This is a genomic window from Bartonella sp. AP280QHHD, assembly GCF_042196125.1.
In the GTDB taxonomy this organism is placed as follows: domain Bacteria; phylum Pseudomonadota; class Alphaproteobacteria; order Rhizobiales; family Rhizobiaceae; genus Bartonella.
The window spans coordinates 107,466-130,850 of the sequence record NZ_JBHIPQ010000015.1 but is presented as its reverse complement, the minus strand read 5'-3'; the positions used below and the strand labels follow the sequence as shown (position 1 = coordinate 130,850).

Sequence of the window (23,385 nt, the reverse complement as noted above, 5' to 3'; positions counted from 1 at the left end):
ACTCATTCTGCTTGTGGAGGTGTAAGACAGTATTCTTATAATATTTACGCGCATTTTAGCGTTGTTACAGCTTTTGCATTTAGGTGGATTTGTTAGCGTGTAACGAATTATCTTTTGTGCTGTAATTGCAGGGGCAGGTTTAAGGGTGGGAGTGTATAAATGAGAGAGATATTATCATATCAAATTGTTTGATCACGCATAAAAATTTATGCTTTATGAAGGGGCATTTATCGCCTTGTAACTTGCCTGATATCTTGTATGAAAGCCCAAAATTCAGTAGGATTCCTCTCATTTCAAAACTTCTTATATTGAAACAATTCAAATCATTTTCTTGTGGATCACAAGGAGGGGTGTGGTTGTGGGATTATTAAAAAGTGTGATAAGCGTGCAATGTGAGGGGAGTATAATCTCTGTGTCAGTGAAGGAGATTGCTCTTAGCATTTTAAAAAATATGTTAAGTTTTGTAGAAAAAGCGGGGAATATATGGAAATTGATGAAAGTATAGAATGGCTTTTACGTTCTCAAAAACTAACAATACTGCAGGCAGCGTTATTGATAGCGGGCTTGAATCCAGGAAAGTGTCTGTTTTTCAACAAATTAGAACCAGAAAAAGGTGATATTTACGAAAGTAACCGTCGCGTATCATTAGAAAATACTGCTAATTTCCGTGCAGCCTATCATGCTATCGTTCAAGCGGGAAAAAGCAATCAATTAAAGATAGAATGGTCGTATGATCCTTTTGGTGATATAGATGCAGATTCCTCATATGTTCGCGTTGATGATTTAAAAGAATGGCTTTCATTGCGTGGTAAGAGACCTAAAGTTTTTTTCCCTGAGGATAATTTTGCTGAGACTAAGGATCAAAAATATGCGTTTCAAGATCCAACGCATCCACGTTATGCTCCAAAGCTTGCTGCTATTGTTGCGGCATGGGAAGCGGTGAGTGAGGCTGAGGGTGGTAAAACTGTTAAAGGAACGCTTATAAAGTGGCTTAGTGACAATGCCGTTCAGTACAAGTTGGTGGATGATAATAATTTACCAAGAGAGAAGCTCATTGAGGAATTAGCGGCTGTTGCGAATTGGGAACCTACCGGAGGGGCGCCTAAGACACCTGCCAATTAATTTTATCAAAAGAAAAAAAATAAAAAGATCAGTAAAATTGTGCTGCTTTTTTTGATAATTTTGAAGGTAATCTCTTTTTCTGGGGGATATTTTTACTTTTCTTCCCTAGATTATAAGTAATTGTTTTTCAATGAAAATAATTTTTATAGTGTTCCTCTGACTGTTCAGGCGGGGGAAAATAGACATTTTGGGGCAGTAAAATTTACCCTGTAGTTTTCGTAACTTACCTCTCTATTTTTGTTTGATTTTTTTGGTCATTTTAAAATCCATTATAAATTGAAATGAGAATGCAACATGAGAAAAATATTTTCTTTTTTTACGGTGCGTGGAAGTGCAAAAAATCCTCAAGTCAATGCACCGATAAATACACCGATATTGGAGCAGCCTGTTGCCGATGAGGTGGTGCGTAAATCGTTGAGAGTAGGTGTATTGTCGTTTTGGTTAAAGTTTGAACTTACCCTTGTTATGGAAAAGGTCAAAGCTGAGCGTCATGTGCGCTCTCCATAAAGAAATCTTGTCATCTATGAGCGAATGAGGATTTCTCTTGAAAAATTTGCACAATAGTAAAACTCGTTAGCAAAACCCGTTCTTTGGCGTAACAAAAAGGATGTCATAAATGATTATCTCATCATAAATATGCTTTAAGAATAACCCTTGCGTGGCGAAAGTCTATGGCGTAGTCGCTATAGACTTTTGCTCCGTGTGTGGTGATCAATGCTCTTGTTTATCTCTTGTCAATGCAAGTGCCCATGAAAGTGATGGGTGTCTATTGTTCCATTGTGATGCTTGGTTGTTCATGTTTAGAAACGACAAGTGTATTAAATGTGATAGGGTTGATAGAAAGGAAAACGTATCCTGTAAAAATAGGTGTGTCTTTAAAATAAAGCTGATAAACGAAATTATTTTTTTATCTACCTTTTATATGGTGAGAAAAAAGGCATTCAAAGTGCAAGCATAAGCAGTTCAGCAGTAAATCCCAAAATAGCTTAACATATATCGTTTTTCGGAGAAGAGGGAAGAAAATCTATCTGCAAAAGCTATGTTAGCTCGTGTGACCGGTGAAATAATGTGGTTAGGGCAATAAACAATTGTTTTTGGTGAAGAGATAGAAATCGGTTGGGTGTTGATTTCTGGTTTATTAGAGAATTTTCTTTGTTATCTCGTCAAATACGATCGTTTGAGGTGTGGTCATATAAAGCGAAGCTTTTTTTCAATCTTGGAAAGATATTCCCATTGCGGAAAATCATATAAAGTTTAAGCAACGGCAGCACGATTTTTTGTGCAATGAAATGATAAGTATGTACAATATCTCGGTAATCTCCATGGGAAACTTTACCGGATCCAAGGTGTGGATATTGTCTTCTGCTTACCCCAAATCGCAAATATTTCAAAACAACAACGGTGGAGCAAAACAACAACGGTGGAGAATGAATGTTGGGTATGTTCTAGGGAAGGTTGCAAAAAATGGCAGTTTTCAAAAAAATACCAAAAATGACGAAAGGAGCGGTTTCCCACTCCTTCGTTCCTATCTCCCCTTGCGGGGAAGCGGCCACCATTACTGATGCCGTGTATGGTGATATAGATACACTTATTTTTCTCAAAAGTCAATAGTGTAAATGCGGTAAATATTTGAGCATCAGAGCTACAACTTTATGAAAATCTTCGCAGGATAATCTTGGAACGGTACGTGAGCAACTTAAACGACTTACAGAAACTGTTGTGACATAATTGCAGATAATCCATGCTTTTTTATTCTCTATAGGAGATTGTATTGGATACGCAGCGGGATTATTGGGTTGTGATTTCGTTGAAAAAGGTAAAACTGTCACATTTCCATATAATTTTGCATTCTTAGAAAGCACTAAAACAGGCCGCTTTTTCCAAAATTCAGGGAGTATCGAATCATGAGGAAAATCACACCAAAAAACTTGTCTGATGCGTGGTGCCGATTTGATTCGTGGTTTTATATGAGGTGGTTTTTCGTAAGGCGCATTTAAATCCCTTTCTTTTATATGCTCACGCCATGCATTATGATCATGTTCCATCATAACACATGGTTCTTCAAGTTTGGTTATATCTAAGGAAATAGGTGATAGGGTAGAAGGCTCTGTGTTTTTATCTTCAGCCATAGCAGACCATTTATATTTATTGGTCCCCTCACTTATTATTTTACGGCTTTTCTATCACGAGTTTTTATCAAAATGTTGCTTATAAGTACAGAGAGGTGAAACCATAAAATGGATGTATCTGCTTATTTTTGTCTTTTGAGTACAACGCTAGAGGAGGGATGTTGGTGACTCGTTGGTGTGGGTGGGTTGGTTTGGCGGTGGGTGGTTTTGGGTGGGGATTGGTGATTGGAGGGTTGTTGGTAGGGGAAAGCGATTGGAGAGAACGAGTGCACGCGGTTTCGTTTCTATTTTATGGTTAGAGTTTTTTATGGATTGAAAGGAGCCCTTTTGAAGTAATATAGAGGCTTATAAGGGAGAAAAATAGGCTTGAGACGACATTCCAACCGGCAAATGAAAGAAAAAGAAAGCGTGCGGATGCTTCAGAACAAGAAGGGGGATGAATGCTATTTAATTGGTTAAGCAGCTGGTTAATGTCTGAGGTTTTTCTGACTGCGCTTAAACCACAGCTGAGGGGAGCTTCCCAAAAGCCATATTCAACACCCGCATGATAAACGGCTAAAACAAGGCTGATGCACATTAAGACAAAAACACACAAAAACAAAAGTTGTATCCAAGCAGTTATGCGAAAAAAATATGCCCCAAAACCTGCTAAGAGCAAAAATGGTATGGCTCCATAATAAGGAAAACGCTCTATGAGACATAAATCGCAAGGAAGATACCCTCCGAAATATTCAAAACCAAGGGCAATCCCTATTGTGGCAGACAAGCAAAAAGCGAGAAAAAAAGCCCATAAACTTTGTTCTTTTCTGCTGGGTTCAAGATGAAGGTGCTTGTGTAAAAGTGGGTGAGAAGACAAAACGCATGCCATTAAGTCTGTTCCTTATAAAAGCTTCCTGTTTAAAAAAGCTATGAAAATCCCATAAATTAAAAGGAGGCTAACACAACCAATGAGAACAATCCATTTGAAATGCTGTACTAGAAAATTCATTGCTTTTTGTCCAAAATGTTTAATCAGCCACGCGAGAAGATAAAAACGAGCGCCTCTGGAAAAAATACAAATAAGAATGAAAAATTCAAGACGCACACTCATAACACCGGCCAAAATTGTGACAATCTTGATGGGGGGAAGATGAAAAAAACCTGATGTTATCAGTAAAATGATTAGAAATTGCAGGGTTGCACTATTTTTCAGAGATTCAAAACTTTCAACCTTACCATAAATTTCTAAAATGGGTTTGGCAAGGGTATCATAGGCAAAATGTCCGATAAACCAACCGGCAATGCCTCCTAATACAGAACAGATCGTCGCAATCAAAGCATAGCGATAAACCCGTTTTTGATGGATAAGAAGCATCGGAATATATAAAACATCTATGGGAATTGGAAAAACAGAACTTTCAATAAAGGCAATGAAACCAAGCCAGTGTGGTGCTGTACGCCGATTTGCTAAAGAAATCGTCCAAAGCTTTAATTTGTTTAATATCATGAGGCTTTTATAAGTTTAAGAGGTAAAGACTTTACAAATGAGATTGCTATAAATCCGGTAGAGAAATCCAATAAAGAAAGTATTTCATAAAATAGATCAGAAAATGATATGAATTCTTAAAAAATGAGAAGTCTTCTGTTGACGAATCTGTTCTTCTTCATATAGTGCAAAGGAATAATCGACAAGTCTGTCTTTTATAGTCCTGTCTTTTATAGCAGTGTGCGGGTGTGGTGGAACTGGTAGACGCGCCAGACTCAAAATCTGGTTCCGAGAGGAGTGTCGGTTCGAGTCCGACCACCCGCACCACTTCATAAATATTTTCCTTTATCCTGTTATGGCGCATCACGTTGTTTTATAGAACATGGGATTTATAAAACATGGAATTTATAGACCGTGTTCAATGTTTTGTATGTTGAATGAAAAACCTCGAATACCGTAGGATTCTCTCATTTCAAGTCTGCTTATAGTAAATCAACCAAAATCATGTCGCTCGTGCGTTACAAGCTAGATGAGCTCGCGTGGAGTGAAATTTTACAAAAAATGAATAAAAATGCCTCTTATGCCGTTTCAAGGGCATCATTGGAGGTAAAGTGTATGATGGATGGTGCCAGCTTGCACTTTTATGAAGTGTAGAGATGGTGCTCTATAGATTTTATATTCTTGTAGGTGCTGTCGTAAAATGGGCTTGAGGGTTTTGAGAGCTGTTTCTTTAAAACACGCATGTGAATTGGCAACCCAAGTGTCTTGAATTTGAGTGTGTTTGGTTTGAAGCGTTGTCGTATGACATGAGGGGCGTGATCGCCAAAAAGATATGTGAGCAACAAAAACATGGGGTAGTGCGTAATCTCCACTCTTTAAAAGACAGGAGCTTTAGAGGCTTAAAAAATAGTGCTTTAGAGGCTTTATAGATTTTATATTCTTGTAGGTGCTTTCGCAAAATGGGCTTGAGGGTTTTGAGAGCTGTTTCTTTAAAACACGCATGTGAATTGGCAACCCAAGTGTCTTGAATTTGAGTGTGTTTGGTTTGAAGCGTTGTCGTATGACATGAGGGGCGTGATCGCCAAAAAGATATGTGAGCAACAAAAACATGGGGTAGTGCGTAATCTCCACTCTTTAAAAGACAGGAGCTTTAGAGGCTTAAAAAATAGTGCTTTAGAGGCTTTATAGATTTTATATTCTTGTAGGTGCTTTCGCAAAATGGGCTTGAGGGTTTTGAGAGCTGTTTCTTTAAAACACGCATGTGAATTGGCAACCCAAGTGTCTTGAATTTGAGTGTGTTTGGTTTGAAGCGTTGTCGTATGACATGAGGGGCGTGATCGCCAAAAAGATATGTGAGCAACAAAAACATGGGGTAGTGCGTAATCTCCACTCTTTAAAAGACAGGAGCTTTAGAGGCTTAAAAAATAGTGCTTTAGAGGCTTTATAGATTTTATATTCTTGTAGGTGCTTTCGCAAAATGGGCTTGAGGGTTTTGAGAGCTGTTTCTTTAAAACACGCATGTGAATTGGCAACCCAAGTGTCTTGAATTTGAGTGTGTTTGGTTTGAAGCGTTGTCGTATGACATGAGGGGCGTGATCGCCAAAAAGATATGTGAGCAACAAAAACATGGGGTAGTGCGTAATCTCCACTCTTTAAAAGGCAGGAGCATGAGAGGCTTAAAAGATTTTGCTTTAGAGGCTTTCGAAAGTCGTAAAGCAGAGGGAAATGGTAAGATTGGAAATTGGTTTTTACCTTGACAACTTCATGTTCTCCCTAAATGAAGCTGTCTTCTCGTTACAGAAATTACATAAACAGAGAACCGCAATATTCTCTCTCCACTCTTGGCATATAATAGCGGTAAAATACTGTTGTTTGAAGTGTGGTCATATAGGGCATACTTCCTTGAAACGTTACAGTATTTTTTTCGGTGTGTGTTGGATATTCTTCAGTGTTTGTCTTGCTTGAGATTTAAGGGCATTCCATGAGGAGGAGCCCAAAGAAGCCCGCCCAATATCCCCCAATATCCCCCAATATCCCCCAAGAGTCTCCAAGGGTTTTTGTGCTTTTATAAACGGACATGGTGTTTAAAAATGGGTGTTTAAAAATGGGTGTTTAGAATCTTTATCCTTTAAGAGCGGGGAGGCCAAGTCAACATCATCTTATAAAACTGCAATTGATGCACAATATCCATATTTATTTTAAAGAAATATCTCTTAAATAACGGCTCTCATTTATTTTACGATGGCGCCCAGTGGTATGATGGTAAAGCTTTTATATTCCAAAGGCATTACATGAAAGGCTGAGAGGATAGAAATTTGCTTTAAGAGAGGGAGAGGCTTTATTGTTTCGTGACTATTTGTTTAAAGTTTAGTACAGGTTTTTAGAATCTACGTCTTTTTAGGGGGAAAGGGGCATTAAAAAACCCCGTTTTTAACAGGGTTTTTTAATCGTTCAACTTTTCTAAAAAACTTAGAATTTATAAGCGATACCAAAGCGAACATCATGCGTTTGAGAAGAGATTTTAAGGTTATCGTTTGCAAATTTCTTTTTAAAAAAATCTGAATAACGATATTCTGTCCGCATAATGATATTATCTGTCATTGCAAGATCAAAACCACCACCAACAGTGTAACCAAACATTGTTTTTGTCTCATCTAACACATTGCCAGAAGCAAAAATTGTCGAATCTTCTTGCGATTTTGATAAAAGTGACATGATATATTGCATCTGTCTATAGGCTATACCCCCTGCAATATAAGGCATAAGACGATGGGAAGCAAAACCTATGCGCGCGCGCGTGGCACCAGACCACGTTTCTTTCAATGTTACACTGCTAACAACAATGTCACCATAGTTGGATATCGTTTCACCCTGAGCTGCAGGTTTTATGATAGGAATCCCAGCTTTTTTAAAGGCAATGTTAATGGAGTTTGATTCATCTAGAATTTTCTTTCCATTGTCTGTTTGGGTGCTTTTCCTCCCAGACCAGACCATGTCGGTATCAAAACCGAAAACAAGATCTCCCAGATCAATATTAGAACCTGCATACAAACCTGCTCTCAATCCTGATAGTTTCGGTGATAAATCTCTATCAACCCAAGCCCACTTTCCGTCCCTGGCTTCTTGTGCATAATTTAGAGTATTTTTATTGGAAAAATATCCAATTTGTCCTCCAAAATAAAAACCAGACCAAGAAAAAGGCGCAGAAACAGTAACCGGTGAAATACGTGATGACGAAACATCTTGCAATGAAACCTTCGGTTCTGATTGCTTAAAGATTACTGTATCTGCTGCTTGCGCTGTTGAAGCGGTAATGAAGGTGAAAATAGATAGTGCAACTAAACATTTTGTTTTCATAAAAACGTCCCCAATTTATTTCAGATACAAATCGCATTATATACGAATTGGTTAAAAAAATCTATATTTAATATCATTATGAAAACTAAAACATTCAAAAACTCTATAATTATCCATATTTAAGCGTTCTTGAAACTTGTTTTCATGCTATTATCCCGCGTTTATATTGATTTTTCAGTATTTTTATATACTCTTTCAGTGTTCTCTGTGTTTTAGAAAAAATTATAGTATAGTAAACAAGCTTTCTATTTGTTAAAAAAATATTACTTTATATATATTAAAACACTTTTTGTTATTAAATGTATTATCCATTATGATTGACACCAATGTGCTTAAATATTCAATTTATCGTAAAAATGCATATTGGCACCGTCATATTCGTTGCTCGTTTTTGATATTGCATAGCTTTGTATTGCGGTAGCCTTTTGAGCACTCGAGGGGATGGGCGACTTTATTTCTTTTTTATCTATATGCCACTTTTGCTTATAATAATCTAAGCGAATAGTTTTGATTGATTGAATGGAATACGAAGAATCAGAAGGAGTAAAGTGCGAGAATCTCAAGTCTCATGAGGTTTCTTATGCGCCATGTAAAACGGATAAACTCTCCGTTCCGTTCGCTTAAAGCCGGAACGTGGATGAGAGCCTAAAAACTGAAAGTCGTTGGCTATTTTAAAGAGATTAGCGCGTGCATTCAGGTTTTTGTGGAAATGGGTGAGGGCGCCATAATGGGCAAATGCCTCCAATTTCTTGCGAGCTGTCAAGGATATCCCGTCAAAGAGTGGATTGTTTCAGCAAAGGTCAAAACCTTTCGGTGCATTGAATTTTGTTCCAACAGCTGTTCCTCTATTGAGCACCCCCATCTTCACGCTTCATAAAAGAGACATTTTTCAATGTTCCTAAACCCATTTCATGACAGCGATTGTGAATGATATAATAATAAATCTATTGAGCACTCCCATCTTCACGCTTCATAAAAGAGACATTTCGCAATGTTCCTAAACCCATTTCATGACAGCGATTGTGAATGGTATAATAATAAATCTATTGAGCATCTCTTTTACGCTTCATAAAGGAGCACGCCGGTACCATTACTATATTTGCCAGTTCGTGGGGTGTTGTGACAGTCCTCTCCACAATGTTGTGACAGGAGGCCCCTTTGTCCGTTGTGACAGTCCTTGGCACTTGAGGTGGTTCATTAGAGGCGTTTGTAGTTCTTATCGGATACAATTTCTATTCACATATTCATTGCGTTTGTGATGTGCAAGTCAGTGATTTTGATTGATGCAACATGGGACCGATTTAAAATGAGAAAATCTTACGGTATTTAGGATTCTCGTTCAATATGGATAACGCTAGATTATCATTATAAATAAACACATTATCTCATTGAGATAAGAGTTATCTACCCAATGTTATCAATAATGATAACATTGTAAAGCGTAACTACGATGAATTCATTAATCTTTTTATACTTTGATTGAAATTATGTCTATTAATACCGATTTTTTTTGAGCTCATTCTGTTTGGTTGATAGCTAATAGATTTTCAAAATCAAAACGCGAAGCTAGAATGAAAAACACCTTAAGGTCATATCCATTTAAATCACTTTCTGCCAGTATAGCTATTGGATGTTGAGCTATGACTATCCATGCCTTTCCAAAACCGTTGTGCCTTTTAAGTACAATATAAGCAACAAAACCACCCATAGCATAAATGCGGATCAGAGCCTAAAATGAACGCTGTGGGTAATTGTTATCGGTCATCATCGGGGTGTTTACACCCCGATCTTTTGACAGAAAGATTTGTTTTAAGATGTTTGCATCTTTTTTAGTGGGTTGTTTATTGGGGAGCAATCATCTTTTTAGGATCAACTAATCGGTCATAATCCTCTACAAAAACACCTGCTTTTAATGCTTCGGTGCGCAAAGTTGTATCATTTTTGTGCGCTGCTTTGGCAATTTCAGCAGCTTTTTCATAGCCAATTTCTGGTGCAAGAGCTGTGACTAACATGAGTGAGCGCTCCATGAGCGAGTGAATATGAACACGATTGGCCCGTAATCCTTGAATGCAATGCATATCAAAAGAACGCATGCAATCACCAAGAAGGGTAATTGATTGTAAAACGTTATAGCCAATAACAGGTTTATAAACGTTGAGTTCAAAATGTCCTTGGCTTGCGGCAAAGGTTACGCTGGTGTGATTACCAAAAACTTGGCATGCGACCATGGTTAAGGCTTCACATTGCGTGGGGTTGACTTTGCCGGGCATAATAGAAGATCCGGGTTCATTTTCAGGAAGACTGAGTTCCCCTAAACCGGAACGTGGACCAGAGCCTAAAAAACGAATGTCATTGGCAATTTTAAACAGATCAGCAGCGAGAGCATTCAAGCTCCCGTGGAAATGCGCAAGGGCGCCATGATGGGCAAGTGCTTCAAATTTATTGCTGGCAGTTTGGAACGTTATTTCTGTGAGAGTGCTCACTGTTTGCGCAAAAGCAACGTCAAAACCTTTTGGCGCATTCAGCCCTGTGCCAACAGCCGTACCACCTTGAGCAAGCATTTGGACATCGGTTAGAGCATTTTCAATACGCTGAAAATTGGCTTCTAATGCGGCACGATAGCCTGAAAATTCTTGCCCTAAGGTTAAAGGGGTTGCATCTTGCGTATGGGTGCGGCCGATTTTAATGATATCTGCAAATTCTTGCTCTTTTTGTTTTAATGTCGCAATAAGAGCTTCAAGGATTGGCAGTAAGTGTTGGCGTGTTTGCAACGTGGTGGCAATGTGAAGCGCCGTGGGAAAGGAATCGTTCGATGATTGGCTCATATTGACATGGTCATTGGGATGAACTGGTTTTTTGCTTCCAAGTTTTCCTCCCAAAATCTTACTAGCACGATTAGCAATGACTTCATTGACATTCATATTGCTTTGTGTGCCAGAACCTGTTTGCCAGACGGACAGTGGAAAATGCGTATCAAAATCGCCAGCAAGCACTTCATCAGCGGCGGCAATAATTGCTTTTCCAATATTTTCTGGTAGTTTTCCTTTGCCCATATTTACAATCGCTGCTGCTTTTTTGACAAGGACTAAGGCATAGATGATGGCAAGAGGCTGCTTTTCACTGCCAATATTAAAATTATGCAGAGAACGTTCAGTTTGTGCGCCCCAATAACGATCTTGACGTACCGAAATCGTTCCAAAGCTATCCGTTTCCTGACGTGTTTCAACCATGATAAGATCCTTTTTTGTTCACGGGTTCTCAAAAAAGATAGATAACGCGAAAGTGCAATAAGAGGCAAGACTTTGAAGCTTCATTTAGAGAAATTATTTTTATGGCTATTCTTGACATTGAGAGATGCCGATTTTATATCTAACACATGCTAGCACTCGTAATTTGAGAGTGCTAGCAAGAACTTTTAAGATTAATTCAATTATGTTCAGTTTTAAGGATTTAAAACATGGCTAATATACAATTCCGCCCACTTCACGACCGTGTCGTTGTCCGTCGGGTTGAATCTGAAAATAAAACGGCTGGTGGGATTATCATCCCTGATACAGCAAAAGAAAAACCCCAAGAAGGCGAAGTGATTGCTGTTGGCAATGGCGCTCTCGATGATAACGGAAAGCGCGTGCCTTTAGAAGTCAAAACAGGAGACCGTATTTTGTTTGGAAAATGGTCTGGAACTGAAGTCAAGATTAATGGGGAAGACCTCCTCATCATGAAAGAATCTGACATTATGGGAATTATGGGCTAATTGAAGCACTTAGTTTTTCATTGTGTACTATTTTGAGAAAACTCCAAGGAGAAATTAAATGGCTGCTAAAGAAGTCAAATTTGGCCGTGAAGCGCGTGAGCGTTTGTTGCGCGGTGTCGACATCCTTGCTAATGCTGTTAAGGTGACACTCGGCCCTAAAGGTCGCAATGTGGTGATTGATAAATCATTCGGTGCGCCTCGTATCACAAAAGATGGTGTATCCGTTGCAAAGGAAATCGAACTGGAAGATAAGTTCGAAAATATGGGTGCACAAATGTTGCGCGAAGTTGCTTCTAAAACCAATGATATCGCTGGTGATGGAACAACAACAGCAACTGTTTTAGGACAAGCTATTGTGCAAGAAGGTGTTAAAGCTGTTGCTGCGGGCATGAACCCAATGGATCTTAAACGTGGGATTGATGCTGCTGTTGAAGAAGTGGTGGCAAACCTCTTCAAAAAAGCAAAAAAAATCCAAACTTCAGCAGAAATTGCACAGGTGGGAACAATTTCCGCTAATGGCGCTGCTGAAATCGGTAAAATGATCGCTGATGCTATGGAAAAAGTGGGCAATGAAGGCGTCATTACCGTGGAAGAAGCTAAAACTGCTGAAACGGAATTAGAAGTCGTTGAAGGAATGCAATTTGACCGTGGGTATCTTTCCCCTTATTTTGTCACAAATGCTGAGAAAATGGTCGCTGATCTTGATGATCCTTACATTCTCATTCACGAAAAGAAATTGTCTAATTTGCAATCTCTTCTTCCTGTGCTTGAAGCTGTTGTTCAGTCTGGAAAACCACTTCTCATTATCGCTGAAGATGTGGAAGGTGAAGCTTTGGCAACGCTCGTTGTCAACAAATTGCGTGGTGGTTTGAAAATTGCTGCTGTAAAAGCTCCTGGATTTGGTGACCGTCGTAAAGCAATGTTAGAGGATATCGCTATCTTGACATCCGGACAGGTTATTTCTGAAGATGTGGGCATTAAACTTGAAAATGTCACTTTGGATATGCTTGGACGTGCAAAGAAAGTGAATATTTCTAAAGAAAACACCACCATTATTGATGGTGCTGGACAAAAGGCTGAAATTACTGCTCGCGTCAATCAAATCAAGGCTCAGATTGAAGAAACAACTTCTGACTATGACCGTGAAAAATTGCAAGAAAGACTTGCTAAACTCGCTGGTGGTGTTGCTGTTATCCGTGTGGGTGGTGCAACAGAAGTTGAAGTGAAAGAAAAGAAAGACCGTGTTGATGATGCTTTGAATGCAACACGTGCTGCTGTTGAAGAAGGTATTGTTGCTGGAGGTGGTACCGCATTGTTGCGTGCAGCAAATGCGTTGACCGTTAAGGGAAGTAATCCTGACCAAGAAGCTGGTATTAGTATCGTTCGTCGTGCTCTACAAGCACCAGCGCGCCAGATTGCAAGCAATGCTGGTGAAGAAGCCGCTATTATTGTGGGCAAAGTGCTGGAAAATAATGCTGACACTTATGGTTACAATACCGCAACTGGTGAATTCGGTGATTTGATTGCTTTGGGAATTGTTGATCCTGTGAAAGTTGTGCGCTCTGCTCTTCAGAATGCGGCTTCAATTGCGAGCCTTCTGATCACAACAGAAGCAATGGTTGCTGAAGTTCCAAAGAAAGATACACCAATGCCTCCGATGCCTGCTGGCGGAATGGGTGGAATGGGCGGAATGGATTTCTAAGCTTTTTTCCATAGAAATAATAAAGAAACGGGTCTTCTGTGCCCGTTTTTTTTATGCTTTTTCACGTTTCATACAGTTTTTCCTTTTATGATAGTTTCTTTATCTTATAGGATTGTTCTATTCTCCTCTGGTTGATCTACCGTTATTGTGAATGAATTTCACTCTTAATCCATAGCTTTTTCTCTTGTTTTTATGAAATGTTTCTATTGTGCGGGGATCGTGGTTTCCTTTGAAAATATTGTGCTAATAAAAATATAACTATTTGATTTATAATCATTTATTCATAATACAGTTCTGTTTTTTCATTTCAGGTTTATGCATGCACCGTTAAAAAATCCTGTGTTTGTGCTTCATAAGGTGAGAGGTCACTACGGTTTTTATGAACCAACGCAATCATTAAAAGTCAGTAGTTAAGAGTTAGTACCTATTGAGCGTTGGAAAGACAGAGTTGAAAAGAGCATGATGGGGCTGGTTTGTTTTTTATGAATAAGATGCTGGTATTTCAAGCTTTTGCATAGGAGAATAAGCATCTCTCTGTTTCGTTGATCTCTGAAATGGGGAGACTGCTCCATTTGAGAAGCTTAAAGATAAAAGCTAATTTTTCGCCTTGCTCTCATCTTTTTTTCGGTAAGCTCATCACCTAAACTGGAGCCAAACCCATATTGTTATACTCAAGTTCTGTTTGTTGCCTATATTGTGACAGAAAATTCTTGAGTGGGGAGCCATTTTTGAACTAAGGGGACCATGACAGGTAGCCGAAAAAAATCATGACAAGACAGTAGGCGTGCTTGTGTTAGAATTTTTAATGCTTCTGATGATAAAGGCACGCGAAATTCTGTTGTAGCCTCATGCCTTCTTTTCATATTTTCGAGCCAAGGATTTTCCATATATTCTCTTCAACTTGACCTTTATGCATAGAACATAAGGGAATTGGGAGGGTGGAAATTGGGAGGGTGGAAATTGAGAGGGTGGAAATTGGGAGGCAGGGCATTGAGAGGGTGGAAATTGGGAGGCAGGGAATTGGGAGGCAGGGAATTGGGAGGGTGGAAATTGGGAGGCAGGGAATTGGGAGGCAGGGAATTGGGAGGGTGGAAATTGGGAGGCAGGGAATTGAGAGGGTAGAAATTGGGAGGCAGGGCATTGAGAGGCAGGACATTGGGAAGGTGAGAGGAGCCTGCTTGCTTTTTTATTCAACGTAAAGATGAGAGGCTTTATGTAAGGCTACCATTACATTGCTTGTTTATGCACTTCTTTAAAAGAAATGTCTTTTAATACAAATTCTTGGCAATGCTATTTATGAAGAGTATAAAATCATTTGGATATCAATAGTTTATTAAAAAAATGTATGTTGGTATGATCCTTTTCTTATGTTACCAAAGTTGCTGACTTACGCGTTGGTTAAAAATCTCTCTTCATACCCCTAAATTCATTTCATGAAAGTGTTTGTGAAGAGTGTATAAAAATTTCTCGTGAGACATGAAAAATCATCAATAAAATCTCCATGTTTTCAAAAAATAACGAATGGCTTTTTATATTTAAAAGATTTAACACGTCTCACGTTTTTTATTTATTTTAGAGCTGAATATTCGATTTTTGTGTAAAAATACTTCCCAGCACATCTACGATCCGTGAAAAATCAAGTGCTAATAAGAAAATGATGAATATAATCCATTTCGTATAGCGTGACATCATTTTTACACTTTTATACGTTGTGATGATTTCTTGTAGGACTTCTTTTTCCTTTTCTGTAAGCTCTGTTTGTTTTTCCGTTTTTTTTCTAGCCATGTTTCCACCCACACATGTGTTCCCCTTGTTTGTTATGCTTTAAAATATCTCTTGCGAGATTTGAACTGATGATATTGAGATCTTTGTTGTCTAAATAAATGGGCATCCAACCAACGCAAGAAAAAGGCTCATTGATTGTTTTTATCGCGCAACCAGTGAGTAAGAGCAGCGCGTATATCAGCATCACTTTTTTGATTAATTTCATTTTCCACCTCTAGCCGTGTTGTTGATGACTTTAGCGTTTTTTCTATTTGCTTTTGTTGTTCAACCTTCTTTCCAAGAGTGAAAGCTTTTGCTAAAGCGATAAAAAAAGCGGTCAGAGCCGCTCCTGTTATCATCAGATTTTTTTTCAACCACCACATCATAAGCGCTGCTCCCGAAACCGTTTTGCCACAAAGAAAATGCCAACGCAGGCGGCTAAAACCATAATGGTTGCTAATGCCCATTGGATGGGACCATTGCCTGCCAATAAGCCCCCAAGTCCAGAAAAAGAACCAATAATCGGTGTAAGCGCTTCTGCTTTGAAAAATCCCATTGGAGCTTGCGTTTCTACAGTTTGGTAGTTGGGAGAAACATAAGCCCCTTTTGCCCATAATCCCGATTCTGCTGCACGACGGTGCACTAAACCGTGAAGACGTTTCCCTCCTGCTTTAGTCCACTTTTGTAACTCAGCAGGGACGGCTTCATATTCGCCATTATTGAGTTTTTTGAGCAGGGTCGAATTACAAAAAGCCGATGTTCCTATATTATAGCAAAACGATACGAGCGCGGCGAATTGTTCATCCGTTAAAGAAACCGTCACATGTTTTTCAACGGTATTTTCAAATTGTCTTAAATCTTGAGAAAGAACTTCTTCTGCTTGTTTTTCAGTAATGATCATGCCCTTGTGAACGAACGGTTTGCCAGCCGCGCTGGTATGACCATAGCCAATTGTCCACACCCCGATGGCATCTTTATAGGCTTGTAAACGCAATCCTTCCCATTGTTTAATGAGCGCAAGCCCTGCTTTAGATATTTTTCTCATTTGCTTCTCCATAAAATAAAGCCTCACGGTAACGTGAGGCTGGTTGACAGATTAAAAATGAATTTTTTCACGCTTCAAAAACAGAAGAGATGTGAAACTTTTATGAAATCAAAAGGTTGGTTGTGACATCTTAGGGAATGGGGGAATGGTTGGCCAAAAGGGATAATAGTTGGGTAAGTGGAATAATGGCTGGGCAAGAGGAGTAATAGTTGGGCTGGTGTTTTCCGTTAAGAGAGGTTGTAGATTTTAAGAGCTTGTCCTGGTGTTTTTTTATGGAGCCTTCTTGGTGTGCGGGCAGTTGTTGGGTTGATGCACGATAAGTGTGGTCTATTGCGGTTGTTTGGTCGTATGGTATTGATGTGGGGGTGTTTGAGATACGAAGTGGATACTCTCAGAAAAAAAAGACATATGCTTTTACTGAAGACGAAAGCATTAAATATTTTATGTATCAAACGTTTTGCTTATCCAAAGAGTCTCATTGTTACACAGAGCTTTGGGCTAACAAGAGCTGTGGAATTTTGATACAATTTTAAGAGGGGCTGGTTTTTATAGGACAATGGTGCTTTTTCTTTAAGAGGAAAGTTGTTGGCTATTTTTGTTTTATGAACGCAAAAGCTGGTTTTCTTAGAGAAATCTTAGCCGTAAAGCAGCCTCTCTTCGTTCTTTGATGAATAGGAATATGGAAAAAGCCTCAATTACATCGTTAAAGATTTGTATTCAGTAATCCTTTTTTGGTGCGAGGAAACAGAAACAGTTTTTCCTTCTGTTGTTCTTAAGTTTTTTTTCAAATCTCTCTCTCAGAGTTTCACCTTTTTTGTTGACTGTTTCATGTTCAGCATCCGGATTGGCTTTTAAATAGTGTTCTAGACGTCTTCTTCCTTGTGCGTGTTTATAAAAAGTGGTTGGAAGATAGGAATCTAACTTTTCAGCAGATAAAGATGAATTGGGTTCACATAATACACCCTTAACATTATCCTTATGCAATCTTGCTAATTTATCAGATTCAAGATGAAGCTTTTTGGCAAGGCTTAAGCTGAACATCCCGCATTCAGAAGAGCTTCGCTGAATATCCATTTCTGCCGTGGTAAAAGAATAAGGAGGCAGTTGAAGACATTGAAGGGTTTGATTTATTTTTCTCTCTAGTTTGCAAGCCGCGATATTCTGAAATGTTGTAGGTTCAAGCATAATCAAAGAGATTTTCTCATCAACTTTTTGATAATCAAGGACTGCAAAGTGGATTGTGCTTCCCGAATTGACTATAAATCGGGCAGAATTTGCGCCGCTCTCAACGACTTCTTTTAGGGCGTGCGAAAACTCTTCTGCTGTAAGAGCCAATTTGAGATTCATTTCTGGATATTTGCTGTTTGCTTTTTCTACGAGAGATGGCATCAATCTAATATCTGTGTTTTCATAATCCGCGTAAATCCAACGGCCGGTGACGAGATCATCTTCTAAGCCTGTAATAATATCTTTTAATTCGTCAGAACTCGGTGCAACATGTTCTTCTTCTGTTTGGATGGAACTTTGCATCAAACGTGCAATAAGGTCTTCTAAAGATTCATTTGCACTTGCTCCTTCTGGTGTTTGTGAGGAATGAGGGAGGGAAGAATTTTGTGGCTTCATAATCTTAGCCTCTATATTGATGATCGATAAATGATATTATTTCTTCAATTTTGGCTAAACAATGTTTGCAGGAAAGATTTTTATCTAAAAAAAACAAAGAGATGAAATCATCTTTATTTTAAAAAATTTTTGTTACGAAAGACAAAATCCCCCGCTTTTCAGAGTCAAAGGTAAGGTATCTTTTTATCTTTTAAGAGGTCACGTTGCTTACTGTTTGCATCTTTACCTCTTTACCTCAAAAGAAGATTTGCTAACAGCAATTTATGCCTTACCGTAAAGCCGCAGAGCTTCATTCTTTGTGGATGTGGAATATGGCTATGGCCAAAACGCTTATTACATCATTAGAGATTTGTATTCTGTGGCTCTTTTTCTGTGTTGTGAAACAGAAACAGTTTTTGTCTCTGTTTCCACTAAGCTTCTCTCAAATCTTTCGGTTAGGGTTTCGCCTTTTTTGTTTACTTTCTCCTGTGCTGCTTCTGGATTGGCTTTTAGATATTCCCCAAGACGTCTTCTGCCTTGCACGTGTTTGTAAAAAGAGGTTGGAAGATATGTATCTAACTTTTCAGGAGATAGAGGTGTATCTGGTTCACATAATACACCCTTAACATTATCCTTATGCAGTCTTTCTAATTTTTGAGATTCGGTATGAAGCTTTTTAGCAAGGGCTAAGCTGAACATTCCACATTCAGAAGAGCTTCGCTGAATATCCATTTCTACCATGGCAAAAGAACAATTGGGCAACTCATGCGCTTTAAGAGCCAATTGTGTTCTTAATGCCAGCACTGCTGGTTTCATATTGTTGAGTGTTGTAGGTTCAAAAAATATCACGGAGGTTTTGTCATCGATGGTTTGATGATCAATCACTGAAAAATGGATTCCCCTGTCCTTTGTGTGAATAATAAATCTAGAAGATTGAACGCCGTTTTCGATGGCTTCTTTGAGTGCAAGGGCAAAGTCGTGAGATGACGCTGCCAATTGAAGACGCATGTCGGGATATTTACGATTTGCCTGATCGACCAAGGCTGGCATTAGTTTAAGGTCTGTACTTGCATAATCAGCTGTGAACCAACGACCAGTTGAGATATCATCCTCTAAACGGGCAACAATATCTTTTAATTCTTCACGATTGAATGGGATATTTTTGCCTTTTTCGCTACTGGGTTGTTCTAAATGTGCAGTAAGAGTGTCTAACGATGCATTTGCACTTGCTCCTTCTGGTGTTTGTGAGGAATGAGGGAGGGAAGAATCTTGTGGCTTCATACTATTAGCCTCCATATTGATAATCGATAGGTGATATTATCTTCTTCAATTCTGGCTAAACAATGTTTGCAGGAAAGATTTTTATCTAAAAAAAACAAAGAGATGAAATCATCTTTATTTTAAAAAATTTTGTTACGAAAGACAAAATCCCCCGCTTTTAAGAGTCAAAGGTAAGGTATCTTTTTATCTTTTAAGAGATCACGTTGCTTACTGTTTGCATCTTTACCTCAAAAGAAGATTTGCTAACAGCAATTTATGCCTTACCGTAAAGCCGCAGAGCTTTATTCTTTGTGGATGTGGAATATGGCTATGGCTAAAACGCTTATTACATCATTAGAGATTTGTATTCTGTGGCTCTTTTTCTGTGTTGTGAAACAGAAACAGTTTTTGTCTCTGTTGCTACCAAGCTTCTCTCAAATCTTTCGGTTAGGGTTTCGCCTTTTTTGTTTACTTTCTCCTGTGCTGCTTCTGGGTTGGCTTTTAGATATTCCCCAAGACGTCTTCTTCCTTGCACGTGTTTGTATAAACGAGCTGGAAGATATGGATCTAATTTTTCAGCAGGTAAAGGCGTGTCTGGTTCACATAACACACCCTTAATATTATCTTTGTGTAGTCTTTCTAATTTTTGAGCTTCGAGATAAAGCTTTTTGGCAAGGCTTAAGCTGAACATCCCACATTCAGAGGAGCTTCGTTGAATATCCATTTCTACCATGGCAAAATGAATATTCGGAAATTGGTGATGTTCAATGGATTGTCGCGTTCTTAATGCAAGTAATGCGGGAAGCGTGTCACGCAGTAAGGTCGGTTCAAAAAAGATCAAAGATGTTTTATTATCAATGGTTTGATGATCGACAACCGCAAAATGAATTCCCCTATCTTGTGCGTTAACGATCAGCCTAGAAGATTTTATGCCCTTTTCGAGCGTTTCTTTGAGAGCAAGGGCAAAGCCGTCAGGGGGGCTTGTAAGTTTGAGATTCATCTCTGGATATTTACGATTTGCTTGATCGACCAAGGCTGGCATCATGTACAGATCTAGAATATCATAATAATTTTTGATCCAACTGCCATCGGCATTATGCTTTTCTAAACCGGCAATAATATCTTTTAATTCCGCACGATTAAAAGGGGTGTTTTTTATTTTTTCAATGTTAAGCCGTTCTAAATGTGCAGTAAGAGTGTCTAATGATGCATTTGCATGCGTCCCTTCAGGTGCACTTGCACCTTCTGGGGTTTGTGAGGAATGTGGTGGGGGAGAATCTTGTGGCTTCATAATCTTAGCCTCTATGTTGATGATCGATAAGTGATATTATCTTCTTCAATTCTGGCTAAACAATGTTTTGAAAAACAAGCCTTTGCATCTTGAAAGGTGAGGCGATGAGAGCATAATAATGCTGTTTTCATATTTTTATGCGTGTATTGCTCATCATTGCTGTGATGTATGATATTGGTATTTTATGGGGGGATTATTAGGGCGTTCTATTGAGAGCCCTTATTGAATACCACTTGTTTTGAAAATCTCAAAATTATAGAGTTGTTGGTGATGCAAATTGTGTAATGCAAAAGAAAACAGTCAGAAAAGGACGAAAGATACCTTCAAACCGTAAAGTTTTAAACATTGTCGCGAAACACACTGTTTTATAACAGTTTATAATAACTTATAATAGTCTATGATAATGCGAAAATTTTACGATGAAATCTGGACGCAGAAAACCCCTTGCCGCATCCATCATTAAATACGATTTTTCATATTCTGTCAACCGCAAAACGATTATTTTTCCTCCTTTATCGCGGGAAAAATCTACAGAAAAAAGCTCATTCATTAGCTATGCAGCAAAATATCTTGTTTTAATGGAAAAGTTTTTGATGTGGCAAAAAACATTTTCTCCTTTGAGAAAGGAGGGGAAAGGTGAAGGGAGAATTGTGGTTTTGAAATCCGTGGTATTTTATTGATGAAATTGGGAAGGCGGTGGTTGGAAGGTGTTGCGGGGCAAAGCTTTAGGTGTTGGCGATTTGTGGGGGTGATTGGGGTTGTGCTGGCTGTCGTATTAGTGGTGGTGTGATGGGTGTGGAGGGTTATCGGTGCAGTTGTTGATGAGGGAGAAGATTGTTAGTAGGGGCTTTTTCTTTCGTTTAAGGGATGATGCTTTTAATTGTGTCAAAAATCAACGGGTTGTTTTAATGATAAGCTATTGATTTATAGTGGATATTTTATCATTATTTATCTTGAATGAGAAAACCAGATTATGCTGAAATAAAAGCCATAGTTTTTGTCCGTCATAAGATCAGAAGAGCCATATAGAATTGTACAAGAAAAGACGTAAAATGACGATAATGAATTGTCTGAAGAGCTAAGGATGTTGCGATATTGGGTGAAGTGTATGATGAGGGTGGTTTGTTACAATGGGGGTAGAGAGAAGAATGTTGCTGTTTTTTAAAGAGGGGGCAATATTTATCCTGTCCATGCCGTGAAATATTGTCCTTTGAGGCATGGATTAAGTGAGGCACTGGTAGGTATAAGGTTAAGTCTCTTTGACAGTTGAAGTATTTTTTTAAAGGGCGTGGTGGATATTTTTAAGCTTGTTTGTTGTGCGCTTTAAGCTTGTCAATCCCATGAAATTCTATGAAAGGGCATGCTCAGAGGTTCTCAAGTGTCATTTGCCAAAGGGGGACTTTATAAAGGCGCTGGTTATAAAGAGGCATGTTATAAAAGAAGGGGGAGAATCTTTATCCTGTGAGGGGGAGGAAATGATGGGTGTTTTAGCCAAGGCTCTTTTGGGTAGAACTGTCAAAATGTTTATAAAGGGCATCAAGAATAATACGCAACGAACCAACAAGATTAGGCAGCGGTTGATCTTCTATAACAAGATAGTGTAATGCCGCATGAAAGTTGTGTTGACGATGTAGATATTGTGCTTCTTTAATCGCTTCTTGCATAGCTTCATAGTGTTCCGTTGCTCTTTGGACCCATTGCTTTTTTGCTTTCTCATCTGATGCGCTGTGCGTAAAACCATCATAATAACCGTTTGGTAAACCTTTTGCACATAAATAGTCGTTTCTAATTTGCAAGTATTGTTGCGCCGTGTCATATTGCTCTTTACTGATGCCTGATGAAGCCTCTTTATAGCCAAGCAAACAAAGACGCCCAATATAGGTTCCGACAAGCGGATTTTTCGCTTCTTCGAAGCTTAAACCAAAGTGTTTTGCACGCATTTCAATCGCAGATTGAAGCGCAGATTCGCTGGAATTTTGGGCACGTGAAATACAGCTATTGGGCTCTCGCTTTCCTGTTATTTTCGATCTACCGCGTTTTTTACGTATTTTCATGAACTTAACCATTTGAATGAAAAAGAAACTGTCTGTTGATGGGGGACAGTGATGTAAAAAGCACTTGGCGCAAATGTTGGGGGGAGCAAATACTTAAGAGGAGGAAAATACTTAAAAGGAGGAAAATACTTAAGAGGGGGAAAATACTTAAAAGGGGGAAAATACTGGGGGGGGAGTGAGCAAATACCGGGAAATATCAGCCGTTGCAGATCAAAAAACAAACGATACTAAAGGCGTTTTAAATGCAAAGAAAAGCAACGGTTTGGGGCGAAAAAATCATCTTTAAGGTGGTTTCTTACCTTTTTTATCTTATCCCTATCAGTCTTATCTTCCGCCCCTGTCATGCTTATTTTTTTATTGCTAGCGGATTATTTGCTTTCTAAATATTTCTTAACTGTTCTTGAGAGATTGAAGGAAAATTTTTGTCAAATGTGAATGAAAAAATAACAATGGATTTCAAGGGCATGTCATCGTCTTTCTAATAGGAAGTTTTTTCTAATGGGATTATTTGTCTCTTTTTTCACGAGCGCTTTGTGGAAATTTTTCAATTCCACTTTTGAAAGGTCATTGTTTTCTTAAGTTGGAAGCTTTTTATTTGGGTTCTCTTATTTTTTTGTTGTTGGGCGCTTTCCCAAGATATTTGATATACATCACGCTGTTAAGCATACTTTTATCCTTTATAGGAGATATATTGTCTTCTGTTGAGTGGCAGAGAGCGGCAAAAAGCAAACCTCCGCATTCTATTATAATAACATAAGATGCCCTATATTTTCAAATAAAATATCGTTTATCGGCTTAAAATAAACTGTGAATGATCTCGCTATTTTGTTTGGTGTATCC

The 23,385-nt window shown here is 38.6% G+C and carries 20 protein-coding genes, 1 tRNA gene and 3 pseudogenes; 8 read left to right on the top strand and 16 right to left on the bottom strand.

Annotation, left to right across the window (positions count from 1 at the left end):
* Positions 1-483: 483 nt before the first annotated feature.
* From ACFIMK_RS01670 to ACFIMK_RS01660, 3 genes are all read left to right on the top strand, one after another.
* Positions 484-1,122: a hypothetical protein gene (locus ACFIMK_RS01670; RefSeq protein WP_375682891.1), complete on the top strand. Its 639-nt coding sequence runs from the start codon at positions 484-486 to the stop codon at positions 1,120-1,122.
* A gap of 294 nt (positions 1,123-1,416) precedes the next feature.
* On the top strand, positions 1,417-1,629 hold the full coding sequence (locus ACFIMK_RS01665) for a hypothetical protein (RefSeq protein ID WP_375682890.1): 213 nt from the start codon (positions 1,417-1,419) through the stop codon (positions 1,627-1,629).
* A gap of 848 nt (positions 1,630-2,477) precedes the next feature.
* Complete coding sequence (locus tag ACFIMK_RS01660) at positions 2,478-2,684, top strand: hypothetical protein (RefSeq protein ID WP_375630961.1); 207 nt, start codon at positions 2,478-2,480, stop codon at positions 2,682-2,684.
* A 42-nt stretch (positions 2,685-2,726) separates the two neighbouring features.
* Here the strand turns inward: ACFIMK_RS01660 and ACFIMK_RS01655 are convergent, their stop codons facing one another.
* Positions 2,727-3,251, bottom strand: coding sequence for a type II toxin-antitoxin system PemK/MazF family toxin (locus ACFIMK_RS01655; RefSeq protein WP_375613249.1), 525 nt, complete (start codon positions 3,249-3,251; stop codon positions 2,727-2,729).
* A gap of 164 nt (positions 3,252-3,415) precedes the next feature.
* On the opposite strand from ACFIMK_RS01655, the gene ACFIMK_RS01650 reads away from it, so the two are divergent.
* Positions 3,416-3,550, top strand: coding sequence for a hypothetical protein (locus tag ACFIMK_RS01650; protein ID WP_375613250.1), 135 nt, complete (start codon positions 3,416-3,418; stop codon positions 3,548-3,550).
* Here ACFIMK_RS01650 and ACFIMK_RS01645 read toward each other — a convergent pair.
* Both ACFIMK_RS01645 and ACFIMK_RS01640 read right to left on the bottom strand, forming a co-directional pair.
* Positions 3,547-4,119: a disulfide bond formation protein B gene (locus ACFIMK_RS01645; RefSeq protein ID WP_375668247.1), complete on the bottom strand. Its 573-nt coding sequence runs from the start codon at positions 4,117-4,119 to the stop codon at positions 3,547-3,549. The genes ACFIMK_RS01650 and ACFIMK_RS01645 overlap by 4 nt on opposite strands.
* Before the next feature lie 12 nt (positions 4,120-4,131).
* The gene (locus tag ACFIMK_RS01640) at positions 4,132-4,737 is read right to left on the bottom strand and encodes a YqaA family protein (RefSeq protein WP_375638304.1); all 606 of its coding nucleotides are present in this window, start codon (positions 4,735-4,737) and stop codon (positions 4,132-4,134) included.
* Between the two features lie 221 nt (positions 4,738-4,958).
* Between ACFIMK_RS01640 and ACFIMK_RS01635 the strand changes: the two genes are divergently transcribed.
* Positions 4,959-5,043: transfer RNA gene (locus ACFIMK_RS01635), tRNA-Leu, on the top strand.
* 2,142 nt (positions 5,044-7,185) lie between these two features.
* Here the strand turns inward: ACFIMK_RS01635 and ACFIMK_RS01630 are convergent.
* The 4 genes and pseudogenes from ACFIMK_RS01630 to fumC form a co-directional block, all read right to left on the bottom strand.
* A complete protein-coding gene (locus ACFIMK_RS01630) occupies positions 7,186-8,073 on the bottom strand; it encodes an outer membrane protein (RefSeq protein WP_375621582.1) in 888 nt (295 codons plus the stop codon).
* A gap of 625 nt (positions 8,074-8,698) precedes the next feature.
* A pseudogene (locus tag ACFIMK_RS01625) lies at positions 8,699-8,917 on the bottom strand (lyase family protein); the annotation flags it as partial.
* A 672-nt stretch (positions 8,918-9,589) separates the two neighbouring features.
* Positions 9,590-9,781 (bottom strand): hypothetical protein, encoded by a 192-nt coding sequence (locus ACFIMK_RS01620; protein ID WP_375682889.1) that lies wholly within the window; start codon positions 9,779-9,781, stop codon positions 9,590-9,592.
* A gap of 133 nt (positions 9,782-9,914) precedes the next feature.
* Positions 9,915-11,303, bottom strand: a complete 1,389-nt coding sequence (gene fumC, locus ACFIMK_RS01615) for a class II fumarate hydratase (RefSeq protein ID WP_375611602.1) — start codon at positions 11,301-11,303, stop codon at positions 9,915-9,917.
* Positions 11,304-11,530: 227 nt separating this feature from the next.
* On the opposite strand from fumC, the gene groES reads away from it, so the two are divergent.
* Both groES and groL read left to right on the top strand, forming a co-directional pair.
* A complete protein-coding gene (gene groES, locus ACFIMK_RS01610) occupies positions 11,531-11,827 on the top strand; it encodes a co-chaperone GroES (RefSeq protein WP_005774667.1) in 297 nt (98 codons plus the stop codon).
* A 58-nt stretch (positions 11,828-11,885) separates the two neighbouring features.
* Positions 11,886-13,529 carry a chaperonin GroEL gene (groL, locus tag ACFIMK_RS01605; protein WP_375606493.1) on the top strand — a complete coding sequence of 548 codons (1,644 nt, stop codon included), beginning with the start codon at positions 11,886-11,888 and terminating at the stop codon, positions 13,527-13,529.
* A 758-nt stretch (positions 13,530-14,287) separates the two neighbouring features.
* Here groL and ACFIMK_RS01600 read toward each other — a convergent pair.
* Positions 14,288-14,457, bottom strand: a pseudogene (locus ACFIMK_RS01600) (integrase); the annotation flags it as partial.
* Between the two features lie 10 nt (positions 14,458-14,467).
* On the opposite strand from ACFIMK_RS01600, the gene ACFIMK_RS01595 reads away from it, so the two are divergent.
* A complete protein-coding gene (locus ACFIMK_RS01595) occupies positions 14,468-14,728 on the top strand; it encodes a hypothetical protein (protein ID WP_375682923.1) in 261 nt (86 codons plus the stop codon).
* Between the two features lie 373 nt (positions 14,729-15,101).
* On the opposite strand, the gene ACFIMK_RS01590 is transcribed toward ACFIMK_RS01595, so the two are convergent.
* The 8 genes and pseudogenes from ACFIMK_RS01590 to ACFIMK_RS01555 form a co-directional block, all read right to left on the bottom strand.
* Positions 15,102-15,314 carry a hypothetical protein gene (locus tag ACFIMK_RS01590; RefSeq protein ID WP_375610233.1) on the bottom strand — a complete coding sequence of 71 codons (213 nt, stop codon included), beginning with the start codon at positions 15,312-15,314 and terminating at the stop codon, positions 15,102-15,104.
* Positions 15,315-15,442: 128 nt separating this feature from the next.
* Positions 15,443-15,679 (bottom strand): hypothetical protein, encoded by a 237-nt coding sequence (locus tag ACFIMK_RS01585; protein WP_375611603.1) that lies wholly within the window; start codon positions 15,677-15,679, stop codon positions 15,443-15,445.
* The gene (locus tag ACFIMK_RS01580; protein WP_375631969.1) at positions 15,676-16,338 is read right to left on the bottom strand and encodes a lysozyme; all 663 of its coding nucleotides are present in this window, start codon (positions 16,336-16,338) and stop codon (positions 15,676-15,678) included. Before ACFIMK_RS01580 ends, ACFIMK_RS01585 begins: the two co-directional genes overlap by 4 nt.
* 695 nt (positions 16,339-17,033) lie before the next feature.
* Positions 17,034-17,961 (bottom strand): annotated as a pseudogene (locus ACFIMK_RS01575) (YopJ/AvrA family T3SS effector serine/threonine acetyltransferase).
* A 333-nt stretch (positions 17,962-18,294) separates the two neighbouring features.
* Positions 18,295-19,221 (bottom strand): YopJ/AvrA family T3SS effector serine/threonine acetyltransferase, encoded by a 927-nt coding sequence (locus ACFIMK_RS01570; protein WP_375682714.1) that lies wholly within the window; start codon positions 19,219-19,221, stop codon positions 18,295-18,297.
* 325 nt (positions 19,222-19,546) lie between these two features.
* Positions 19,547-20,491: a YopJ/AvrA family T3SS effector serine/threonine acetyltransferase gene (locus ACFIMK_RS01565; RefSeq protein WP_375682713.1), complete on the bottom strand. Its 945-nt coding sequence runs from the start codon at positions 20,489-20,491 to the stop codon at positions 19,547-19,549.
* Between the two features lie 385 nt (positions 20,492-20,876).
* Positions 20,877-21,041 (bottom strand): hypothetical protein, encoded by a 165-nt coding sequence (locus ACFIMK_RS01560; protein ID WP_375682888.1) that lies wholly within the window; start codon positions 21,039-21,041, stop codon positions 20,877-20,879.
* A gap of 937 nt (positions 21,042-21,978) precedes the next feature.
* Positions 21,979-22,545 carry a hypothetical protein gene (locus tag ACFIMK_RS01555; protein ID WP_375633370.1) on the bottom strand — a complete coding sequence of 189 codons (567 nt, stop codon included), beginning with the start codon at positions 22,543-22,545 and terminating at the stop codon, positions 21,979-21,981.
* Positions 22,546-23,385 lie beyond the last annotated feature (840 nt).